Below are 20,804 nucleotides of genomic sequence, written 5' to 3' on the forward strand. Positions count from 1 at the left end.
CCGAAAAAACGGACCATCCCTTTAGGGATAGTCCATTTCGTATACTCTCTAATGTTTCATCCGGGGGTCCAGCGCGTCGCGCAAACCGTCTCCCATTAAATTGAACGCGAGCACGGTCAGCATGATCGATATTCCGGGAAAAATAACGGTCCAAGGCGCCGTAGCAATGAATTGCCGCGAGTCGGACAGCATTTTGCCCCATTCCGGAGCCGGGGGTTGGGCGCCCAGACCGAGAAAGCCAAGCGCGGCCGCCTCAATGATCGCGGTAGCGATGCCCAGCGTCCCTTGGACGATGATCGGGGTCAGGCTGTTCGGCAAGATATGGCACAGCAAAATGCCGCTGTTTTTCATGCCGATCGCCTTGGCGGCGGTTATATACTCCTCATTCTTCAAGCTGAGCACCTTTGCCCGGACCAGCCTTCCGTAAGTCGGAATGTTGACGATCGCGATCGCGTACAAGGCGTTTTGCAGCGAAGGTCCGAGAATGGCCACAATGGCGATCGCCAGCAAAATGCTGGGAAACGCCAGCAAGATATCAAACAGCCGCGAGATGAACATATCCCCCCATTTGCTGTAGTAGCCGGCCAGTATCCCCAACAGCGTCCCCAGCACGATGGAGCCGAGGACCGAGAAAGTACCGACCCAAAGCGAGATTCGCGCTCCGTACAACACCCGCGACAACAGATCCCGCCCCAGGTCATCCGTTCCGAACCAATGGGCGGACGAAGGAGGCTTTAACCGGTTGGTCAGTTCCTGGGCTTTATAATCGTAAGGAGCGAGCACCGGGGCCAGTAAGGCCAGCGCGATGAAGAAAATGATCATGATGAGTCCGGCCATTGCTATTTTATTTTTGCGGAAAGCCCGCCACGCATCGCTCCAGGGGCCGGAAACCTTTTCATCCGGGATCAAGGAAGTTGTGGATGGATTAGCCGTAATTTGAGCCATAGTACTGGTTCCCCCCTCACCGGTAACGGATGCGCGGATCGACTGCCGCATACAGCAGATCCACGGTCAGATTGATGACCACGAAGACGAATGCGATCATCAGGATACCGGATTGGATCACCGGATAATCGCGGAAGCTGATCGCCTCATAAATGTACCGCCCCACCCCGGGCCAGGCGAAAATCGTCTCCGTCAGCACCGCTCCTCCGAGCAGCGCTCCGGTCTGCAGACCGATGACGGTCAGCACAGGGATGGTGGCGTTCTTTAATGCATGCTTGTAGACGACGATAAACTGGGACAACCCTTTTGCTTTGGCGGTACGGATAAAATCCGAATTCATGACCTCCAGCATGCTGGAACGGGTCATCCGGGCGATAATCGCCATCGGGATCGTCCCAAGCGCGATGCTGGGCAAAACAAGATGTTTGACGACCGTCCAGAACTGGTCGAAACGGCCTGCCAGCATGCTGTCCAGCAGATACAGGTTGGTGATCGCCTCCACCGGATCACGCTGGTTCATGCGCCCTCCCGAAGGCAGCCAATGCAGTTTGAGCGAGAACACCCACTGCTCCATTAAACCAAGCCAGAAGATCGGCATGGACACCCCGATGAGCGCGATCAGCATACAAATGTAGTCGAACCAGGAGTTTTGCCTCCACGCACTGATAATCCCGGCATTGACGCCGAAGAACACGGCGAACAACATCGCGGCAAACGTCAATTCTGCCGTAGCCGCCAGGTAAGGCAGGATCTCTTGGGCAATCGGCACTTTCGTGCGGATCGACTGCCCGAGATCCCCTTTCAGCAATTCACCCATGTAAGTGAAATACTGTTGATACCAAGGGTTATTCAAGCCCAGCTGCTCTCTGAGCGCCTCTTTGGATTGCTCCGTCGCTTTTTGGCCTAAGATGGTCTCCGCAGGATCGCCCGGAATTGCGTGAATAATGGAAAATACAATGATCGTCATGCCGATTAACACGGGAACCATGATTAATAATCTTTTAAAAACGTAAGATTTCAAGGGGAGGTTCACCTGCCATAGGGATCGGGAATCCCCGATCTATTCAAAATAGATGTTGCTGTAATACTCCGTTCCGGTCGGCGCCGGCACGTAGCCTTTCAAGTTTGCTTTTGCCGCAAGCAGAGGCGTGGTATGAACGATTGGAATCCATGGCGCATCCTGCTTGATGATGACCTGGGCCTGTTTGTATAGTTCGGCCCGTTTGGCTTGATCCGTTTCGATTTGCGCCTGGATCAACAGTTCATGCAGCTCGTCATTGGCATAGTAGCTGTAGTTATTCGAAGGGATGGAATCTTTGTCAAGCAAGGCGTACAGGAAATTGTCCGGATCTCCGTTGTCGCCGGTCCAGCCGAGCATGTATAAATCGTCTTTCTCGCCGGCCTGGGCATCGTCCAGATAGGTCGCCCATTCCGGGGATTCGATTTTGACTTTGACGCCGATCTTCTCGAAATCGGCCTGAATGACCTCGGCTACCTTTTTGCCGTCCGGCATATAAGGGCGCGACACCGGCATGGCGTAGAACGTCAACTCTTCCGGAAATCCGTCCGGATAACCCGCTTCCGCTAACAATTGCTTGGCTTTTTCCAAATCGTAAGGATAATCCTCGATACTGTCGTTATAGCCCCAAAGCGATGGCGGCAGCGGATTGACGGCCGGTTCGGCCTGGCCCGCAAAGAAGGCGTCGATAATTCCCTGTTTATTCACCGCATGGCTCAACGCCTGTCTGACTTTGACATCGTCGAACGGTTTCTTCTTCAAATTAAATCCGACATAACCCACATTGTTCGCCGGGCGCTCGATCTTTTGCAAATCAGGGTTGCCCTCCAAAGTGGCCAGATCGTCCGGACTCAAATCTTCCATCAGGTCGATCTCCCCGGCCTGCAGCGCGTTGAATCTCGCGGAGTTGTCCGGTATGGAGCGGACGATGACTTTATTCAGCTTCGGCAGCCCTTCTTTCCAGTAGTTCGGGTTCTTCTCCAAGGTAATCGAATCGTTCCGCTTCCACTCTTTGAACACAAACGGGCCCGTTCCGACCGGTTCGTTCTTGAAGTTCTCCTTCTTCTCCTGGATCGCCGCCGGGCTGGCAATCCCGAAGGAGGTCATCGCAAGGTTCTGCAGGAAAGGCGCCTGCGGCTGATTCAGCGCGAACTCCACCGTCCCCGCGTCCACCGCCTTGACTTCCTTGATCACCCGCTTGCCGTCCGGGCCGAACATCGAATCGTAATAGTCGAAGGAATCGCCTTCGAACTTAAATTCGCTCTTCGGATCGGACCAGCGCGTAAAGTTGAATACGACGGCGTCGGCATTAAAGTCAGTCCCGTCATGGAACTTTACGCCCGAACGCAGCTTGAACGTGTACTTCAAACCGTCATCCGATACTTCCCAGCTTTCGGCCAGCGACGGTTGGACTTCCGTTGTTCCTTCTTTGTATTCCACCAGGGAATCGTATACCTGATGGGCGATTTTCAGCGACTCGCCATCGGTTACGATCGAAGCGTCCAGGGAAGCCGAATCCCCTCCCCGTCCGACGATCAGCGTATCCTGGGATGACTTGGACTTATCGTTCTCTTTTTCCCCCGTATTCGCATTCGCGTTTGCATTGCCGTTCGTCCCGGCTCCGTTATTCCCGCCGTTCCCATTGTCGCCGCATCCGCTGAGAGCTACCGCCGCGCTTAGCAATAAGACCAACACCGTACCGCTCCATCTTCTTATCTTCATCTTGTGGCTCCCTTCTTCCATTCACATTTTTGTTTATATAAAGCCGGCCCTTGGCCGCTATAAACCGGGTTTGGCTAGATGGCCCTATCTGCCGACAAAGTCGCGCTGAACAAATGGCAGGCCGTCTGATGTCCGCTTTCCGTTTCGGTCAATTCGGGCCGCTTGGTCCGGCAGATATCCATTGCAACCGGGCAGCGGGTGTGAAAAGCGCATCCGACCGGCGTATGTACGGGGCTCGGGACTTCCCCCTGCAAAAGAATCCGCTCCCGCTTCAGATCGGGATCCGGCTCCGGGACCGCGGAAAGAAGCGCGATCGTATAAGGATGCTGCGGCGATTCGTACAGCTGGGCGGTACTCGCGATCTCCACGATCCTGCCCAGGTACATCACGGCGACCCGGTCGCAAATATGCTTCACCACGCTGAGGTCATGCGCGATGAAAATATAGGTCAAGCCGAACTCGCCCTGCAAATCCTGCAGCAGGTTGACGACTTGGGACTGGATCGACACGTCGAGCGCGGATACCGGTTCATCGGCCACGATCAGCTTCGGCTGCAGCGACAACGCCCTGGCAATGCCGATCCGCTGCCGCTGACCGCCGGAAAATTGATGCGGATACCGCTGCAGATGGCTCTGCGTCAAGCCGACGACGTCGATGAGCTTGTGGATAATGTTCTGCCGCTCTTGCGCCGAACCGATTCCGTGCACAAGCAATGGTTCCTCCAATATCCTCCGCACGGTATGCCGCGGATCGAGCGAGGAGAACGGATCCTGGAAGACGATCTGCATGTCCCTGCGCTTCTTCCGAAGCTGTTCGGCAGGCAGAGCAGTGATATCCTCCCCTTCAAAAACCACCCGTCCCCCGCTCGGCTCGATCAGCCGCAATAGCGCCCGGCCGGTCGTCGACTTCCCGCAGCCGCTCTCCCCGACCAGGCCGAACGTCTCGCCCCGGCGTACGGAGAAGGAGATGTCGTCCACGGCTTTCACGTACTGATCTGCCTTGCGGAAAAGTCCGCTTTTCACCGGAAAATATTTTTTCAAATGCTCAACCTGGAGCAAGGGCTCCGGCTCAAGTTCTCGTCCGTGCTCGAGTTCGCTCATACGGCATCCTCCTGCATTTCATGGATCCAGCACCGGCAGCTGTGTGCGGCCCCAGTTCCGCCGTATTCCCTAAGCTCAGGAAGCCGCTCCAGACACAGGGGCATCGCGCTCGGACAACGATCCGCAAACCGGCATCCCTTCATATCCGCATGCAGCACCGGCACATTACCCGGTATGGAGAACAAACGGCTTCTCTGCTCGTTCATCCGGGGCACCGATTGGATTAGTCCTCTTGTGTAAGGGTGCAGCGGATTTTTAAAAATATCGCGAACGGCGCCTTCCTCCACGACCTTACCCGCATACATAACGACTACGCGATGGCACATCTCGGCGACAACGCCAAGATCATGCGTAATCAGCATGACGGCCGTGCCGTTCTCTTCATTCAACCGCCGGATCAAGTCGAGAATCTGAGCCTGAATCGTGACATCCAGCGCTGTGGTCGGTTCATCCGCGATGAGCAGCTCCGGGCTGCAGGAGATCGCCATCGCGATCATCACCCGCTGGCGCATTCCCCCGGACAGTTGATGGGGATACTCATCCAGCACCGCTTCCGGCCGCGGAATCCCAACCTTCCTGAGCATCTCCAACGTATGTGTGCGAGCTTCTTTTCTGCCGATTCCCCGGTGCAGCCTGACCGCCTCTCCGATCTGGTCGCCAATCGTAAACAGCGGATTTAACGAGGTCATCGGCTCCTGAAAGATCATGGAGATCGAATCTCCGCGAATGGACCTCATCTCACGTTCTTTAAGCGGAACCAGGTCCTTTCCCTTGAACAGGATCGACCCTCCGGTAATTTTGCCCGGCGGCTCCGGAATGAGCTTTAGTACCGATAAGGATGTCACGCTTTTGCCGCAACCCGATTCTCCGACGATGCCGAGGACTTCCCCGGGGTGTACCGTCAGGCTGACACCGTCTACCGCCGGAACCTCGCCGCGATCCGTAAAAAAACTGGTGTGCAAATTTTGAACCTGTAAAACGGGTTGGATCATACTGTCACAGCCTCTTTTCGCTATAAGTTGAGGATGCTCCCCTGCCTGATCGTATGCATGCTGTCCGGGAGAGACGAACAAATTGTCCATCCGGCTCCCAAACTAAGGTTCATTTATGTCCATTCTAGGTGCACAACCGTCCGCAATCGCTTCTTTAATGCAATTGAATAAAGCGGTGAATTGTAGAGTAGGATTGTTCAGGTGAAAGATAGCGACAAAGCTAGCAGGAAGAATTAGTAGATTTGTGTCGAAAGAGACTCATAAAGTCTAGTGTGAGGGATAAAAATCGATGTATTGCGACAAAAAATCGAACTTAGGTCAATTATTGTGTTAGTATTTGTGACATTGGTATCAAGATATTTATAAGTTACTTTACATTATTTTTACATTCATAGCAATAAAAAACTTTAAAATGCTGTTCTCATTGGAAATAGCTAAGATTTAAGGATAGTTTTTAAATTTTGTGTTATATAACATAACACGAAGGTAAGGAGATGAAGGAAGATCCTACTAGAATAAGTGGACAAAACCTCGTACTGCGCGCCAAAAGAAAATAGTTCGAAGCAATAGAGCAACCCCGACAAATGTTAGCGTGCCACCCCATCCTTACGACTACATTGCAACTCCTTTTCAACTAACTTGCAACTAACTTAAAACTAACCTGCTGACTACTCTTCAACTACTTTACGGACTACTTTTAACTACTTTGCGGACCACTTTTCGGCGAGCTTTCCAATAAACTTTTTGGTGAACTTCCCGCCTACTCCGATTTACCTTCCGCCCCGTTGGATTTTTTCCAATGAAGCAAACAAAGTGGGAGTAAGTAAGAAGCTTGATTGGAGAATTTCCAACGAAAAGGGCGGTATTACTAACTTTTTGCTATCCTCAGGGCAATTTCATTGGATTTTATGCAATGAAGATCCACGTGGACTTGATTATTGGTGGCATTAATTGGAAATTTTCCAATCGGACAAGTTAAATGAGTCTCTGTAGATCCCTGGATTTGGGAGTCGTGAGGTCAGTCAGCCGTAAACCAGTAAGTCTTGTACGTGTTGAGGTTGTAAAATTTGCTGAGTCTGTTGAGTCTGTTGAGTCTGTTGGGTCCGTTGGATTTGCTGACACTGCTGTTCTGCTTGGTGCGCCGATTCGCCATAATTCTGCCACAACAGAGCAGCTTGGGGTCGAACGGTAGGCTATGATGGTGAAAAAATAACGCCGCTATGCTACAATACTGGAATGTTCAACGGGAATTTACCTAGGAGGTTATTTGAATCGCCATGCTAATTATCGGTATCGCCGGCGGCACCGGCTCCGGAAAAACAACGGTTGCCCGCTCCGTCATCGAGCAGCTCGGATCGGATAAAGTTACATTCATATCGCAGGATAATTACTATAAAGACCAAGCGGATCTATCGATGGAAGAACGATTGCTGACCAACTATGATCATCCCTTCGCCTTCGATAACGAGCTGCTGATCGAGCACCTCACGCTTCTGAAAAAAGGACAACCCGCCTATGCGCCGGTGTATGATTTTACGGATTATACCCGTTCTACTTCGGAGACTGTTCAGCTTAAGCCGAACCGCATCGCAATCGTGGAAGGCTTGTTTGTGTTGTACGACGAAAAGCTGCGAAAGCTCCTTAACATCAAAGTGTTCGTGGACACGGATTCCGATGTCCGCCTGCTCCGCCGCGTCCTGCGGGACATGGAGGAACGGGGCCGCTCCATTCATTCCATCCACCAGCAGTATCTGGCAACGGTAAAGCCGATGCATGAAGCGTTCATCGAGCCGTCCAAAAAATATGCCGACCTCATCATCCCCGAAGGCGGGCATAACGAAGTCGGCATTCAAATGCTGTCTATCTTGACCGAAAAATACTTAACGGGCGGAGGAAAATGGCCGGCGATATGACTGGATTTCGACAGACGACTACGCATCGACGGACGACTGGGCATCGACAGGTCACTATGCATCGATAGACGACTGGGCATCGACAGGTCACTATACATCGATAGACGACTGGGCATCGACAGGTCACTACGCATCGATAGACGACTGCGCACCAGTACATGACTAGCCATTGCTACATCGCTGCTAAATTTTAACCCCAACCGGACCTTGCTGCCCAACCAACGCCATCATATGGCTTGCAGCATGGTCCGGTTTTTTCCGTTCTTCTTGGCCGCATAGAGAAGCGTATCCGCCTGGTCGAACAAGTCCGACCGGGTCCGGCCTTCCTGGTATTCGGCCAAGCCGATGCTGACCGAAATCCGTCGGCCGTTCATTTCCGCATGCCGAACCCGCCAAATGTTCTCCCGGGCTCTTTCGGTTTCGCGATAAGCTTCCCCTAACGTTTTCCCCGGAAAGATCACGACGAATTCCTCGCCCCCGTAGCGGCCGATAATTTCATTTTCGGAAAAGGACTCCTTTAAGGTGCATGCCACACGGTTCAGAATTACGTCCCCGACGGCGTGGCCGAACTTATCGTTAACGCTCTTGAAATCGTCTATATCAATTACGGCAAGCTGCAATGGCATCATGCAGTTGTTGCTCTGTTCGATCAACTGATCCAGATATTCATGCAGCGTCTTGTGGTTGTACAGGTCGGTCAACGCGTCGATTTTTACCATCCGGTCCATCACCGCATTTTTGACGAGCAGCTCCTGCTCGGTCCTCATCATGCGCTTGAGGTCGTTCCAAAGCTCCTCGCCTCGCTGAATGATTCCGCGCAAGATGAATAGCATCGCGATCATGATAAAAATAAACGCCGACAGTTCATATCGCCCCAGGCCTTCCCGCATCTGCGGAAACACCCAGTACAGGGTTCCAAAGGTCCCTATGTTTATGGCAAAAGCGAAGTAAAGCTCTCTTAAATGGAAATAGAACATCGAGATCATTAAGGGAAGCAGAAGAATGTATTGCAAATGAATACTCTGGTTGGCAATCAATAGGGCGGAGGCGATGCAAGTCCCGCTAAAAATAATCAGCAGCTTACACTCCACCCTGAACCGGTAGGCAGCCTCGTTGATTCCCAGCATAAGGAGCTGAATGACCGAAGGAACCAGCATCGCATGGATGATATAGTACCGGACGCGGTCAGGCTCAGTCGTCACTTTGAAGTAAAGGGCAACCAGTTCCGCCATAATCGATATGCCGAAAATAACCCAGTAGGTATTCAATATTTTTCTATGCAATGCCCGTGTATCGGATATCATTTCAAAATGCTCCTCTGCTTCATCCACTCTTCAATTTCCTCTGTGCTCATCGGTCTGCCGTAATAGTACCCTTGCATGATATGGCAACCAAGCTGCATCAAAAAGTCGACATGTTCCTGGCTCTCTACGCCTTCGGCGACGATATCCAGCTCAAGATTTTCCGCCATCATAATAATGGCGTTAATAATCGCCCGTTTGGTCGGGCTTTCCAGATTGTTCGTAAACAAGCGGTCCAGTTTGAGCGTATCCAGGGGAATACGGTCAAGCAATCCGATGGAAGAATAACCTGTTCCGAAATCGTCCATCGCAAACTTGACTCCCATGCTGCGGATGCTTTCGATTTGGGCGATAATTTCATGGATGTCGTGCAGGACCATCGATTCGGTAATTTCCAGTTCCAGCCAGAAGGGATCCAGACCCGCCTCTTGCAAAGTACTTCGAACCATTTCCTGCAAGCATTCCGTCTGAAACAAGCGAACCGAGAGATTGACGGAAACGGGCTGCATCACTCCCCGGGAATGCCATGCCCTGCACTGGAGACAAGCCTGCTTCAAGGTCCAGCGGGTCATCGGGACGATCAGTCCGGTTTCCTCTGCGATAGGTATAAATTCATAAGGCGATATCACGCCAAGTCGGGGATGATTCCACCGGATCAGGGCTTCCCAGCCGGCCAGCTCATTTTCCCTCACATTCCATCTCGGCTGATACACCAGATAAAATTGTTTATTGTCCAAAGCCAGATACAGGTCTTTCTCCAGCTCCATTTTCCGGAGTTCCTGAAGCCCCATTTGCTCGTTGTATACGCAATGCTGGTTCTTGCCCGCTCCCTTAGCTCGATACATCGCCGTATCGGCGAATTTTAACAGCACCGATCGGTCATTTTCACGTGCGGAACTGATACTGATGCCAATGCTTGCCGTTATGTACAATTCGTTTCCTTGAATGGTATACACTTTCTTGATGCTCTTCAAGATTTCTTCCGCAAGTCGCTTGGCTTGCTCCTGATCGCATGGCGCCACCGTCACTAAAAACTCATCGCCACCCATCCGGAACACTTCCAGGCCGCTATGTACGAATTTGCTCAACCGATACCCTACTTGCTGAATGAGCAAATCTCCAATATGATGACCCAAGGTGTCATTGACTGTTTTAAACTGGTCCAGGTCCAGGAAGAGTACGCCTATACTCTCTTCCCCGTTATGTATGTCAAAAAACCGATTCATTTCATTCCGGTTCGGAAGCCCTGTGATCGTATCCAGATAAGCCATTTTTTCAAGATAATACCGGTCGAAAAACAACGCGCCCCAGGAAACCAGAAAAATACTAAATATAACGATACTCACGGCAAGTAATAACATATAGTCCGATATCGGTTCCTTATGCAACACCGCATCAGAATGTCCGATAAACCGGACTGCTTTCATCCCAGTATAGTGCATTCCGCAAATGGCTAGCCCCATCAGCCAGGCGGACATCCATTTCAACCAACTCGTTCCGTAATGGTTCCGGAAGGTATGAAGCAGCAGTAGCGCCGCATAAGACGCGGCCATGGCGATGCAGACCGACAAAATCCAGTACAGAGAATCATAGGAGACATGGGCCGGCATCCTCATCGCTTCCATTCCCACATAATGCATGGCGGAAATCCCGCCGCCCATCGCAAAACCGCCGACGAGAAATTTTTTCCAATCTATCTTCCTTTGTAGAGTGAAATAAAAAGCGATTAATGAAGCAATAACGCTCACTACCAACGAGAGTAAAGTAAGCCAAACATGATATTTGACGGTCAGTTTCAAATGGAACGCCAGCATGCCGACGAAATGCGTTGCCCAAATGCCCGTGCCCATGACGAAGGATCCGCACAATATCCAATAAAAACGGGTTCTCCCCGTCTCTCTTGAAATCCTTGACGTAATCGTTAAAGCTGAATACGAAGCCAGAATCGCTATGAAGACGGATAACGCGATAATATAGGAGTTGTAGCTGCCTTCTAAATACATTGTTCTCACTCCCGCTCTCATGATGTCTGCCGTGGTTGTCTGTAGTGATTATAATATGACAATAAATCAAATGAACAGAAGAATCTTAATATTTAAGGATAATAAAGGAGGGATTACCGTGAGAAGCGAGCGGGAAATGATGGACATGCTTGTCGGCTTTGCTGCCGGAGAGGATCGGATACGGCTTGTAACGCTGGAGGGGTCTCGTACCAACGAGCATATTCCCCGCGATGACTATCAGGATTTTGACATTTCCTATTTTGTGACCGATATGGATGCTTTCAAAGAAAACGATCAGTGGTTGGGTCGCTTCGGTCAGGTCATAATGATGCAAAAACCCGAGGATATGGAACTCTTTCCCCCGGAACTAGGGAATTGGTTCTCTTATATCATTCTTTTTGAAGATGGTCGCAAGCTGGACCTGACATTGATTCCGATCAGCGAAGCTGACGATTATTTTGAAAAAAACGACGGTCTGGTAGTGGTTCTGCTCGATAAGGATGACCTCGTAAGAAGGGAAATCCGCCCCAATGACAGGCAATACTGGATCAAGAAGCCGACCGCGCGAGAGTTCGATGATTGCTGCAATGAATTCTGGATGGTATCTACCTACATAGTAAAAGGGTTGGCGAGGAGTGAAATCCTGTTTGCCATCGACCATTTAAACGAGATTGCCCGGCCCAATTTGCTAAGAATGATGGCATGGGAGATTGGATCGAGGGAGGGCTATTCCTTCAGCTTGGGGAAAAATTATAAATTCATCGAACGTTACCTTCCCAAAAAAGACTGGGAAGATTTGTTGACGACTTATTCGGAGAATAGCTCCCGGAACATGTGGAAGTCCCTGTTTACGTGTTATGAATTGTTCAGGAAATACGCGCAAGCCGTGGCAGTGGCTCTCGGTTACGAGTATCCGGATTACGACAAGGCCATTACCAAATACACCGATAATATATATGAAACTATTAAAGATAAATAAACCGAATCTCACTAAATAACCCGGTACCGGATTCATCCGGTGCCGGGTTTAATTAGCTTGTAATCAGATGCTCCGCAGCAGTTCGCTGACGGTCACCAATTCATACCCTTCCGCGGTCAGTTCCGTTACGAGAATACGGACGGCCTCCACGGTTTGGGACCGGTCGTCATAACCATCGTGGAAGATTAAAATACTGCCCGGTCTCACCTGCTCCCGGCTCTTATCGACGATATGCTCCACGCCCGGCATCTCCCAGTCGGTCGCTTCCCCGTTGACGGCGCCGATCACTGGATATCCCATCTCGCCGACGATCCCGGCAACCAGTTCATTATAGGCAAAATAAGGCGGTCGGAATACTTTCGGCCCGGTTCCCGTAATCTTCTCGATCAGACTGTCCGTTTGGATCAGCTCATCTTTGATTTCCTGCTTATGCAACTCCGGTAAACCAGGATGCGTAAAGGTATGATTTCCGATCTCATGCCCTTGTTCATAAGCAAGCTTCACCAATTCGGGATGCAATTCCATTTGACTTCCGATCATAAAAAAGGTCGCTTTCGCCCCGGCTTCGGAGAAGATCTCCAATACTTGGGGAGTATAAACGGGATTCGGGCCGTCATCAAACGTGAATGCAACCGCTTTCCTTTTTATGTTTACTTCGTGGATAAGTTCGACATTGGGCATGGTATGGACATCTCCTTTATTAACCTTTTACGAACGCTGTATAGGAAAGGATAATACTAAGCTGCGAGTCCGTCAATCGACTTTTTGATAAAGTCTAAAGGGCGGAATCGGCAATCCGTTGCCTCTGCTTCGTGCCGGATTTATTTTCCGGTCTTCAGTACGTCTTCCTGTTTCTTGGCGAACTCTTCCGGGGTTACCGCGTTGCCGAGAAGCGCTTGAATCAGGTTTTGGTGTTCTTCCGAAGCGACAGGCTTCATTTGAATGTCCAGATACAGGATCACCTTGTTTGCGTTATTGAGTTCGTTCAGAACGTCGATGAACATTTTCGGCAAATCCGCGCTGGAGGTGTCCACCTTCGTACCCGGGATAATACCCGCATCGGTCACGGACAATTCTCCCCACCTTTTTACGAAGAAGCTGACGAATTTCTTGGCATCTTCCTTCACCTTGGAGTTTTCGGATACGAACAAGCCTACTCCGACTCCCCCGACCCAATCATTGATATTCCCCTTTCCTCCTTCGATGGTCGGGAATTTGAAGAACCCGATTTTATCTTTAAATTCCCGGGGGATATCCGGACTGGTCGTATAATTCGGGACTTCCCAGGTCCCCATAGCATACATGGCGACTTTTTCATTCATGAATTCGGATTTGGCCTCATCGTTTGACAATCCATTAAATCCTTTGATAAATGCGTTGCTGTTCACGAGCGCTTGCACTTCCTTGGCCGCTTCGGTCAGGCTCGGATCGTTGAAAGTACCGCTCGCGATCGCCTGATCCAGTACGTCAGGGCCGCCGATCCGGTCGGCCAGGTACATGTACCAGATCGATCCTGTCCAGGCGTCCTTGGAGCCCAGGGCGATCGGGGTCACTTTATTGTCGTTCAGCGTCTTGACGATATTCTTCAACTCCTCATAGGTTTGAGGCGGCTGAAGATGATACTTTGCGAAAATTTCCTTGTTATAATAAACCGGAACAATGTTCAGCTCGACTGGAAGCGCATATGTTTTGCCGTCTACGGCATAAGCCTCCGTTGTACCGGCTACGAACTTGTCCTTCAGTTCGCCAAGCAATAGATCGTCCAACGGGGCAAACATGTTGCCTTTCACATACGGCTCTATGAACCCTGCCGCCCAAGTGAAGCCTACATCCGGCAGATTGTTCGAGGCGGAAAGTACTTTGATCTTGTTTTTGTACTGCTCGTTTTCCTGAGCTTCGGTTTCGACTTTAACATTCGGATAAGCCTGCTCATATTCGCCGATAATTTGCTTAACCAGCTTGTTCTGTGCGGAGTTGCTGCCGTCCGGCCACAAATGCATCATCTTGATCGTCACTTTTTCACCGGTCGAGTCGGCGGCATTGCCGTCGTCTCCTCTGGACGTATTGGCGCTGTTGGGGCTGCTGCTCTTATTGCCGCCATTGCCGTAGTCGCAAGCGGCCAAAACCAGTGTCAACGCAAGTAACAGCAGTGCGGCCAATAACGCCTTTGTTTTCATTTAAGCCGTCCCCCTTTTTCATCATCGCAAAAGATGTATGCGCTTTCCCTCTTAAGCCAGTGTAGCACCCCGGCATAGACGGGCATAAGGGCACAGCGTTTAGGAATTGTTCCACTTTATTTGGGTATTATTCCACTTTCTTTAGGTATTGCTTTCAATAATTAAACCTCGGGGGTTTGACTTTTGATTTCGCTTCGGTAAAGCCCGGGGCTATGACCCTCGTATTCTTTGAACACCTTGTTAAAATACTTGGTCGTCTGATAGCCGACGCGCTCCGCAATTTCCGCAATGGGCAGCCTTGTTTGGAGCAGCAGTTCTTTGGCCTTCTGGATGCGGAGCCGGGTCACGTATTCGATGAACGTCATCTGCATTTGTTCTTTGAACAGGACGCTGAAGTAACTCGGATTCAAATGAATGTGTTCCGCGACTTCGCGCAGGCCGAATCCCTGATCCAGATGGGTCTCCACATAGCGAATCGCCTCCTTGACCTGCTCGCTGACCGGCTCCTGATCCTCGGTCACCTGAATCAGCTTGCGGTCCACGATCCGTTGCATCTTGCTGATCCGGCTGCGTTCCTCACCGACCTCCAGCGCGCGTTCCACCGTATCGATCAGCTTATCCTTTCGGATCGGCTTCAGCAAATAATTGACCACGCCGAGTTGAATCGCCTGATGGGCATAATCGAATTCGGCGTATCCCGAAATGAGGATCACCGCAGGCTTATAGGCCATGGAGGACGAGTCCAGCAGCTTGACCAAATTCAATCCGCTGATTTCCGGCATGCGGATATCGGTAATGAGCAGATGAACCGGTTCGCTCTTCAGTATATTTAACGCATCATGGGCATTGTCCGCCGTTTTGACCTCATAGCGGCTACCGGACCACGCTTCAAGCATATTTTTCAGTCCTTGTCTGGTCCGGGGCTCATCATCGACAATCAAGATCGTTTTCGTATTTAACATATCAAATTTCTCCCGTCTGGATTGGAAGTCTCAGGCTAACGGCGGTTCCTCCGTGGTTGCCGCTCCGGATGGACAAGCCGGTCCGCTCCTCTTCGGAATCGCTGCCATAATAAAGCCTTAACCTCTGCTGCACATTGAAAATCCCCATCCCCGATCCCTTCGCGGATGGAATCTTCCCCGTTTGAAGCGCGTTGACAATGGTGCGAAGCATTTCGTCGTCCATGCCCTTTCCGTCATCCTCTACCGTCACCACGAGGTGCATGTTATCATCCGCAAGCGTTACGGTAACGGACACGCTCCCCGCACCGATTTTGCTCTCGAAGCCGTGAAGGATCGCGTTCTCGACTAACGGCTGGATCAGAAGCTTCGGCATTTTCACGGAGGCATAAGCGGGAAGCGATGAAATCGACCAGGTCATCCGCTCTCCCATTCGCATTTTCATAATTAACAGGTATCGCTCGATATGCTCCAGTTCATCCTCCAGGGTGACCCACTCTTCCTTATTCGGCCCGGTAATCGTATACCGGAACAAATCCGCCATCGCCACCACATATTCGGCGAGTTCCTCCTCCTGCCTCTCCTGCAGCGCCCAGTACAACGCTTCCAGCGTATTGAACAGGAAATGGGGATGGATTTGGGCCTGAAGCGCCTTGAGCTCGGTCCGGCTTTGGATGATTTCTTTTTCGTAGACCAGCTCGATCAGTTCATTCATATGCTCAACCATCTGATTGTACGTATGATTCAACTCGTTGATCTCGATCGTGGACGAAATTTGGGTAGCAATCGGTTTCAGTCCGCCCAGCCGGGCGCTCCGCATCGTTTTTATCAATTTGAAAATCGGTCGCGTAATGATCGTGGACATCAGAAAGGACAGTACGATAAACAACAGCGTGCCGATCCCTGCCGATACGAATATTGCCGTACGCAGCACGGAAATTCCATCCGTAATGGCGCTGACCGGGGTCAGGATCAGAAAGGTCCAGCCCGTGACGACGGACTGCTGCTTGACCAGCATGTACTTTTCTTTACCGATCGAAACCCAGGGCTCGTCGGCTTCAATCAGTGGCTTGATATTAACGGCCGAGAACCGTTCGTCATTGGCGGCGATCAGGGTATAATTCTGGCCGACGACCAGCATGGCTTCTTTACCGGCCCCGCCGGAAAGCGATTCGCTGATTTTGAACGCCTCCCTGTCCATCCGGACAAGCAGATACCCGCCCGGCATAAACCATTGATCAATCAGGCTGATGCTGCGGATGGCCAGCACCGTATTCGGTTCCATGGGATCGATCCCGACCCATACGATTCGGCCCTTGCTCTCCCTGGCCTTTACGATCCATTCAAGGCTGACCTTCTTGTCCAAGCTGCTTCCATCCAGCGGAAACAACCGCCGGTTCTCGCTGCTATACATTTCCACCGAGGTAATGCCGTCCGCGTAGGTCTGGACGATTTTCATGCTCGCAAGCAGTTTCTGCCGCTCCGAGAACGTCGCCAGCTTCCCGTTGCGCTCGTTGAGCAGGAGCTCCTGGACGTACTGGTCCGTAGCGACCTGAGTGGTCAGTGAATCGATCTGATTCAGCACCGCCTCAAGCCGGCCGTTGGCCTGGATCGCCGTCTGCTGGATATGCTTTTCCGCATTGTTTTTCAGCAGCCGGGACACCGAGTCGAAGGTGATAATCCCGACCACGAACAAGATGATCATCATGACAAAAAGAAATCCAACCAGCATCTGATTTTTGAGCGTATACCATCGGTTCAACCGGAGCCGCATTATGAAGCCGCCTTTCCTTCCTCTGCTCTAACCCGTTAATGCATTCGAGTTAAACTAATTCTAGACAATCAGCGGATGTCCTTTTTTCGGAAAGGATTCAAATGAAAAACCCCATGCCGAAAGGCGGATTTGGAGGTCGCTTTTTAGCTATGATCATGTTATCTTTTACGTAAAAATGAAATAGGCATTCGCGCGGAGGAATGAAATGACGATATATATCGCACTGCTGCGGGGCATTAATGTCGGCGGCAAAAACAAGATCAAAATGGCCGAATTACGAACGGCGCTCGAAAACATCGGGCTGACCCGGGTGCAAACTTATATTCAGAGCGGAAACATTCTTTTTGAATCGGAAAAGGACGAGCCGACCCTTCGTAAAGAGATCGAGCAAATGATCGAGTCGGTGTTCGGAATCTCGCTGATGGTGATTCTGAGGACGGACCGGGAAATGAAAATGATCACCCGGCAATGTCCCTTTTCCGAGGAATTGCTGGCGGAGGCCGCTGCCACCTGCGTGGGAGAAAGCCTTCATGTCGCCATGCTGCCGGGGGCGCCGGAACCAGCCGGCATAGAGAAACTGGAGTCCGTGAATTACGGGGACGACCTGTACGTCATCGCCGGCCGGGATGTATATTTGCTGTTCCGGGGAAGCATCCGCGACTCCAAGCTGGCCGTAAATCTCCACAAATTGGGAGTCCAAGCCACGGTCCGGAACTGGAATACGATGAACAAGCTTGTGGAATTGGCGGACGGTATGACCACGTGACGGCAGGAACGCTGGATTGCGCGTCCCCGGCCCACTGGCCATGGCGCGGCTTCGCCAATATGACAAGTAACTGTATACCTCCGGCGTGGCTATAACCCATCCGATAAGTAACTGTGCACCTCCAGCCTGGCTATAACCCATCCGACAAGTAACTGTACACTCCAGCCTGGCTATAACCCATCCGATAAGTAACTGTGCACCTCCAGCCTGGCTATAACCCATCCGACAAGTAACTGTACACCTCCGGCGTGGCTATAACCGATCCGACAGGTAACTGTACACTCCAGCCTGGCTATAACCCATACGACAAGTAACTGTACACCTCCAGCCTGGCTATAACCCATCCGACAAGTAACTGTACACTCCAGCCTGGCTATAACCCATCCGACAAGTAACTGCGCACCTCTAGTGTGGCTATAACCCATCCGACAGGTAACTGTACACCTCCAGCGTGGCTATAACTCATCCGACAAGTAACTGTGCACCTCTAGTGTGGCTATAACCCATCCGACAAGTAACTGTACACCTCCAGCGTGGCTATAACCCATACTGCAAAAATGCAGGATTTGGTGAGGATTTAGCCATCAAAAGAGAAAATTCCTGCAATTGTGCAGCAATTTCACTAAATTCAGTTCCCATGGTCTGTTTGAGCCCTTTATTCCTGTATTATTGCAGAAATTCTATTGGAAAGAGTCTCTGTAGCGAAAAAATGATGCACTTTTGCAGCTTTTCTATGCCAAGCCTGGCCTACAATATAAGTAACTAAGCATCTCCAGCCAATATGATAAGTAACTGCGCACCTCCGGCGTGACTCCAAGCCACACGACAAGTAACTGCACACCTCCAGCGTGGCTCCAACCCATACGACACGTAACTGCACCTCCAGCGTGGCTCCAACCCATACGACAATTAACTGCACACCTCCGGCGTGACTCCAACCCATCCAACAAGTAACTGCACACCTCCAGCGTGACTCCAACCCATACTGCAAGTAACTGCGCACCTCCGGCGTGACTCCAAGCCACACGACAAGTAACTGCACACCTCCGGCGTGACTCCAACCCATACGACAAGTAACTGCACACCTCCGGCGTGACTCCAACCCATACGACAAGTAACTGCACACCTCCGGCGTGACTCCAGCAATACTGCAAAAATGCAGGATTTGGCGAGGATTTAGCCACCAAAAGAGAGAATTGCTGCAATTGTGCAGCAATTTCGGCTAAATCCAATTGCCATGGTCTGTTTGAGTCCTTTAATCCTGTATTTTTGCAGCAATCCCCTTGAAAAGGGTCTCGTTTCGAAAAAATGATGCACTTTTGCAACTTTCATCCACAAGCCACCCAGCCTGCCCGAGCCAAACTGCATACCCGCTTACTTAGATAGCCGGTATCTCACCGGGCTAAACTACTAAACCTAAACGAAAGCAAAAAGCGAAAGCGACCCTACGGATAGGATCGCCCTTTTCATGAGTGTCTACTGCTGTCTACTTTGGTAAAGTCCCCATCAGTTCGCTTTCGTAGATTATATTTGTGTGTTCATATCCAGACAATATTGCTATCAGTCTGTCGCTTATATCATTTATTACCTACCTATATCAGTTTGTGCGCATACCACTTTTTGCCGCGGAAACGCCACAGGAAGAGGGCCCCGCGCACGCCCCATTCGCAGTTCATCGCCAGCCAGACTCCCATAATGCCGAAGCCGAGCACAATGCCGAGAACGTAGCCCAGAATAACCCGGAACAGCCACATCGTCATCATCGACGTGATCGAGGTAAACCGCGAATCACCCGCGGCCCGCAGCGCGGACGGCAGAATGAAGCTAATGGACCACAGCGGAACCTGGGCGATCGTATTGACCAGCAACACCAGGAAAATATCGTGCACAATTTCCGGAGGCGGATTGAAAATGCTGACCAGCGGGCGGAACAATGGCATCAGGATCAGCCCGATCAGCAAAAGCGAGGCGGACCCCAGCCAGAGAAAAGATTTGATAAACTTCCGGGCATCGGCGATATTGCCTCGCCCGATGCATTGGCCAACCACCGTTACAATAGTTAGGGACAAGGCGCTTGCGGGAATTTGAAACACCATGGCGAGCGAACCGGTAATCGCGTTGGTCGCAATGGCATAAGTGCCGAGGCTGACGATAAACACCTGAGTCAGCAGTTTACCTCCGTTGAAAAACATCTGCTCCGCCGCAAACGGCACGCCGATGAACATGATTTTGCGAAGCATGGACAGCGGAATATGAAACAGGTCACGGAACCGCAATTGCAGCGTAGCATCCAATTTAAACAAGTAATACAACGCGCAGGCGGCCCCAACATAGCGGGCGATATTCACCGCGAGCGTCATCCCGAACACGCCCATGTCCAGAATGTTGATGAACACCACGTTCAACAACACGTACAGAAGATTCATAATCAGCGACAGAGCCAGCGAGGCCCGCGTCTTCCCGACTCCCCGGAGCGCCCCGCAAACGGCCTGCACCACCGCAATCCCGACGTAGGAAATACTGCTGCCGATCAGGTACACCCTAGCACTGTCCAGCACATCGGTCGAAGCAGAACCGAACAGCACATTCAAAACGGGGTTGTGAAAGCCCATGATCAGAAGGCCGATCCCCAAAGCCAGCATGGACACGGACGTGACCGAGCTTGCCGAAGCTTTGGAGACCATCAGGTCGTTGCCGCTGCCTTTATACTGCGCTACTACCACGGTCCCGCCGGTAGCGACCGCAACAAATACGTTGATCAGAAAAATATTCAGCGAATCCACCATATTGACCGCGCTCACGGCGGCCACGCCGGACGAACTGATCATGGCGGTGTTCACCAGATTAAGCCCGACGATAAAGGCCTGATCAATCAGAATCGGAATAAACAAAGCGATAATTTGCCGGTAATCCATCGACTCGCCGGTAAAATATTTGTCCAGCCAGCCTTTCTTTTGCAGTCGTAACCGAAGCTGCATCAAGGTCATCACATTCTTTTCTGTATAATGTAAAAAACCCTTCATCCGAAGAGCTTTTAATAAGTGTATCGGTATAGCTGCGCCGGGATTGAACCTCCCGGACAGATTATAAGACGGAATATCAATGCCTGCTTGAAGATATCATTCGCCGCCGATTCTGTCAATGAAATGGGCCGC

16 protein-coding genes are annotated in these 20,804 nt (G+C 51.1%); 3 read left to right on the forward strand and 13 right to left on the reverse strand.

Translation table 11 applies throughout. The annotated features are described in order from the left end of the window. Nucleotides 1-48 precede the first annotated feature (48 nt). The 5 genes from ACLB09_RS18040 to ACLB09_RS18060 all read right to left on the reverse strand — a co-directional run bounded on the left by ACLB09_RS18040 (nucleotide 49) and on the right by ACLB09_RS18060 (nucleotide 5,777). Complete coding sequence (locus ACLB09_RS18040; protein WP_410771245.1) at nucleotides 49-945, reverse strand: ABC transporter permease; 897 nt, start codon at nucleotides 943-945, stop codon at nucleotides 49-51. Nucleotides 946-961: 16 nt separating this feature from the next. After that, nucleotides 962-1,966, reverse strand: coding sequence for an ABC transporter permease (locus ACLB09_RS18045; protein ID WP_410771246.1), 1,005 nt, complete (start codon nucleotides 1,964-1,966; stop codon nucleotides 962-964). A gap of 39 nt (nucleotides 1,967-2,005) precedes the next feature. Further along, a complete protein-coding gene (locus ACLB09_RS18050; RefSeq protein ID WP_410771247.1) occupies nucleotides 2,006-3,685 on the reverse strand; it encodes an ABC transporter substrate-binding protein in 1,680 nt (559 codons plus the stop codon). Nucleotides 3,686-3,759: 74 nt separating this feature from the next. Further along, a complete protein-coding gene (locus ACLB09_RS18055; protein ID WP_410771248.1) occupies nucleotides 3,760-4,785 on the reverse strand; it encodes an ABC transporter ATP-binding protein in 1,026 nt (341 codons plus the stop codon). Continuing rightward, nucleotides 4,782-5,777 (reverse strand): ABC transporter ATP-binding protein, encoded by a 996-nt coding sequence (locus ACLB09_RS18060; RefSeq protein ID WP_410771249.1) that lies wholly within the window; start codon nucleotides 5,775-5,777, stop codon nucleotides 4,782-4,784. Before ACLB09_RS18060 ends, ACLB09_RS18055 begins: the two co-directional genes overlap by 4 nt. 1,277 nt (nucleotides 5,778-7,054) lie before the next feature. Here ACLB09_RS18060 and udk point away from each other — a divergent pair. Continuing rightward, nucleotides 7,055-7,690 carry a uridine kinase gene (gene udk / locus ACLB09_RS18065; protein ID WP_410771250.1) on the forward strand — a complete coding sequence of 212 codons (636 nt, stop codon included), beginning with the start codon at nucleotides 7,055-7,057 and terminating at the stop codon, nucleotides 7,688-7,690. A 227-nt stretch (nucleotides 7,691-7,917) separates the two neighbouring features. Here udk and ACLB09_RS18070 read toward each other — a convergent pair whose 3' ends face one another. Continuing rightward, on the reverse strand, nucleotides 7,918-8,994 hold the full coding sequence (locus tag ACLB09_RS18070; protein WP_410771251.1) for a GGDEF domain-containing protein: 1,077 nt from the start codon (nucleotides 8,992-8,994) through the stop codon (nucleotides 7,918-7,920). Beyond that, nucleotides 8,991-10,994 (reverse strand): bifunctional diguanylate cyclase/phosphodiesterase, encoded by a 2,004-nt coding sequence (locus ACLB09_RS18075; protein ID WP_410771252.1) that lies wholly within the window; start codon nucleotides 10,992-10,994, stop codon nucleotides 8,991-8,993. Before ACLB09_RS18075 ends, ACLB09_RS18070 begins: the two co-directional genes overlap by 4 nt. 118 nt (nucleotides 10,995-11,112) lie before the next feature. Here ACLB09_RS18075 and ant(6) point away from each other — a divergent pair, with 118 nt between their 5' ends. Next, nucleotides 11,113-11,973, forward strand: a complete 861-nt coding sequence (ant(6), locus tag ACLB09_RS18080; protein WP_410771253.1) for an aminoglycoside 6-adenylyltransferase — start codon at nucleotides 11,113-11,115, stop codon at nucleotides 11,971-11,973. Nucleotides 11,974-12,036: 63 nt separating this feature from the next. On the opposite strand, the gene ACLB09_RS18085 is transcribed toward ant(6), so the two are convergent. The 4 genes from ACLB09_RS18085 to ACLB09_RS18100 form a co-directional block, all read right to left on the reverse strand. Further along, on the reverse strand, nucleotides 12,037-12,654 hold the full coding sequence (locus ACLB09_RS18085) for a polysaccharide deacetylase family protein (RefSeq protein ID WP_410771254.1): 618 nt from the start codon (nucleotides 12,652-12,654) through the stop codon (nucleotides 12,037-12,039). Nucleotides 12,655-12,794: 140 nt separating this feature from the next. Next, on the reverse strand, nucleotides 12,795-14,150 hold the full coding sequence (locus ACLB09_RS18090) for an extracellular solute-binding protein (RefSeq protein WP_410771255.1): 1,356 nt from the start codon (nucleotides 14,148-14,150) through the stop codon (nucleotides 12,795-12,797). Nucleotides 14,151-14,311: 161 nt separating this feature from the next. Further along, entirely contained in the window at nucleotides 14,312-15,112 is an 801-nt protein-coding gene (locus ACLB09_RS18095; protein ID WP_410771256.1) for a response regulator transcription factor, read from the reverse strand. A gap of 1 nt (nucleotide 15,113) precedes the next feature. Beyond that, complete coding sequence (locus ACLB09_RS18100; RefSeq protein WP_410771257.1) at nucleotides 15,114-16,883, reverse strand: sensor histidine kinase; 1,770 nt, start codon at nucleotides 16,881-16,883, stop codon at nucleotides 15,114-15,116. 205 nt (nucleotides 16,884-17,088) lie between these two features. Between ACLB09_RS18100 and ACLB09_RS18105 the strand changes: the two genes are divergently transcribed. Then, nucleotides 17,089-17,649 (forward strand): DUF1697 domain-containing protein, encoded by a 561-nt coding sequence (locus ACLB09_RS18105; RefSeq protein WP_410771258.1) that lies wholly within the window; start codon nucleotides 17,089-17,091, stop codon nucleotides 17,647-17,649. 1,176 nt (nucleotides 17,650-18,825) lie between these two features. Here ACLB09_RS18105 and ACLB09_RS18110 read toward each other — a convergent pair. Both ACLB09_RS18110 and ACLB09_RS18115 read right to left on the reverse strand, forming a co-directional pair. Then, nucleotides 18,826-18,981, reverse strand: a complete 156-nt coding sequence (locus tag ACLB09_RS18110) for a hypothetical protein (protein ID WP_410771259.1) — start codon at nucleotides 18,979-18,981, stop codon at nucleotides 18,826-18,828. Nucleotides 18,982-19,241: 260 nt separating this feature from the next. Then, the gene (locus ACLB09_RS18115; protein ID WP_410771410.1) at nucleotides 19,242-20,627 is read right to left on the reverse strand and encodes an MATE family efflux transporter; all 1,386 of its coding nucleotides are present in this window, start codon (nucleotides 20,625-20,627) and stop codon (nucleotides 19,242-19,244) included. Between the last annotated feature and the right edge of the window lie 177 nt (nucleotides 20,628-20,804).

The organism is Fontibacillus forbon (genome assembly GCF_046559655.1).
Classification (GTDB): domain Bacteria; phylum Bacillota; class Bacilli; order Paenibacillales; family Paenibacillaceae; genus Fontibacillus.

Bases quoted from the DNA above. Each gene is read 5' to 3' on its own strand.
- ACLB09_RS18040 (WP_410771245.1), bottom strand. From the start codon at position 945: ATGGCTCAAATTACGGCTAATCCATCCACAACTTCCTTGATCCCGGAT.
- ACLB09_RS18050 (WP_410771247.1), bottom strand. From the start codon at position 3,685: ATGAAGATAAGAAGATGGAGCGGTACGGTGTTGGTCTTATTGCTAAGC.
- ACLB09_RS18055 (WP_410771248.1), bottom strand. From the start codon at position 4,785: ATGAGCGAACTCGAGCACGGACGAGAACTTGAGCCGGAGCCCTTGCTC.
- ACLB09_RS18060 (WP_410771249.1), bottom strand. From the start codon at position 5,777: ATGATCCAACCCGTTTTACAGGTTCAAAATTTGCACACCAGTTTTTTT.
- udk (WP_410771250.1), top strand. From the start codon at position 7,055: ATGCTAATTATCGGTATCGCCGGCGGCACCGGCTCCGGAAAAACAACG.
- ACLB09_RS18070 (WP_410771251.1), bottom strand. From the start codon at position 8,994: ATGATATCCGATACACGGGCATTGCATAGAAAAATATTGAATACCTAC.
- ACLB09_RS18075 (WP_410771252.1), bottom strand. From the start codon at position 10,994: ATGTATTTAGAAGGCAGCTACAACTCCTATATTATCGCGTTATCCGTC.
- ACLB09_RS18085 (WP_410771254.1), bottom strand. From the start codon at position 12,654: ATGCCCAATGTCGAACTTATCCACGAAGTAAACATAAAAAGGAAAGCG.
- ACLB09_RS18090 (WP_410771255.1), bottom strand. From the start codon at position 14,150: ATGAAAACAAAGGCGTTATTGGCCGCACTGCTGTTACTTGCGTTGACA.
- ACLB09_RS18095 (WP_410771256.1), bottom strand. From the start codon at position 15,112: ATGTTAAATACGAAAACGATCTTGATTGTCGATGATGAGCCCCGGACC.
- ACLB09_RS18100 (WP_410771257.1), bottom strand. From the start codon at position 16,883: ATGCGGCTCCGGTTGAACCGATGGTATACGCTCAAAAATCAGATGCTG.
- ACLB09_RS18105 (WP_410771258.1), top strand. From the start codon at position 17,089: ATGACGATATATATCGCACTGCTGCGGGGCATTAATGTCGGCGGCAAA.
- ACLB09_RS18110 (WP_410771259.1), bottom strand. From the start codon at position 18,981: ATGAAAGTTGCAAAAGTGCATCATTTTTTCGAAACGAGACCCTTTTCA.
- ACLB09_RS18115 (WP_410771410.1), bottom strand. From the start codon at position 20,627: ATGCAGCTTCGGTTACGACTGCAAAAGAAAGGCTGGCTGGACAAATAT.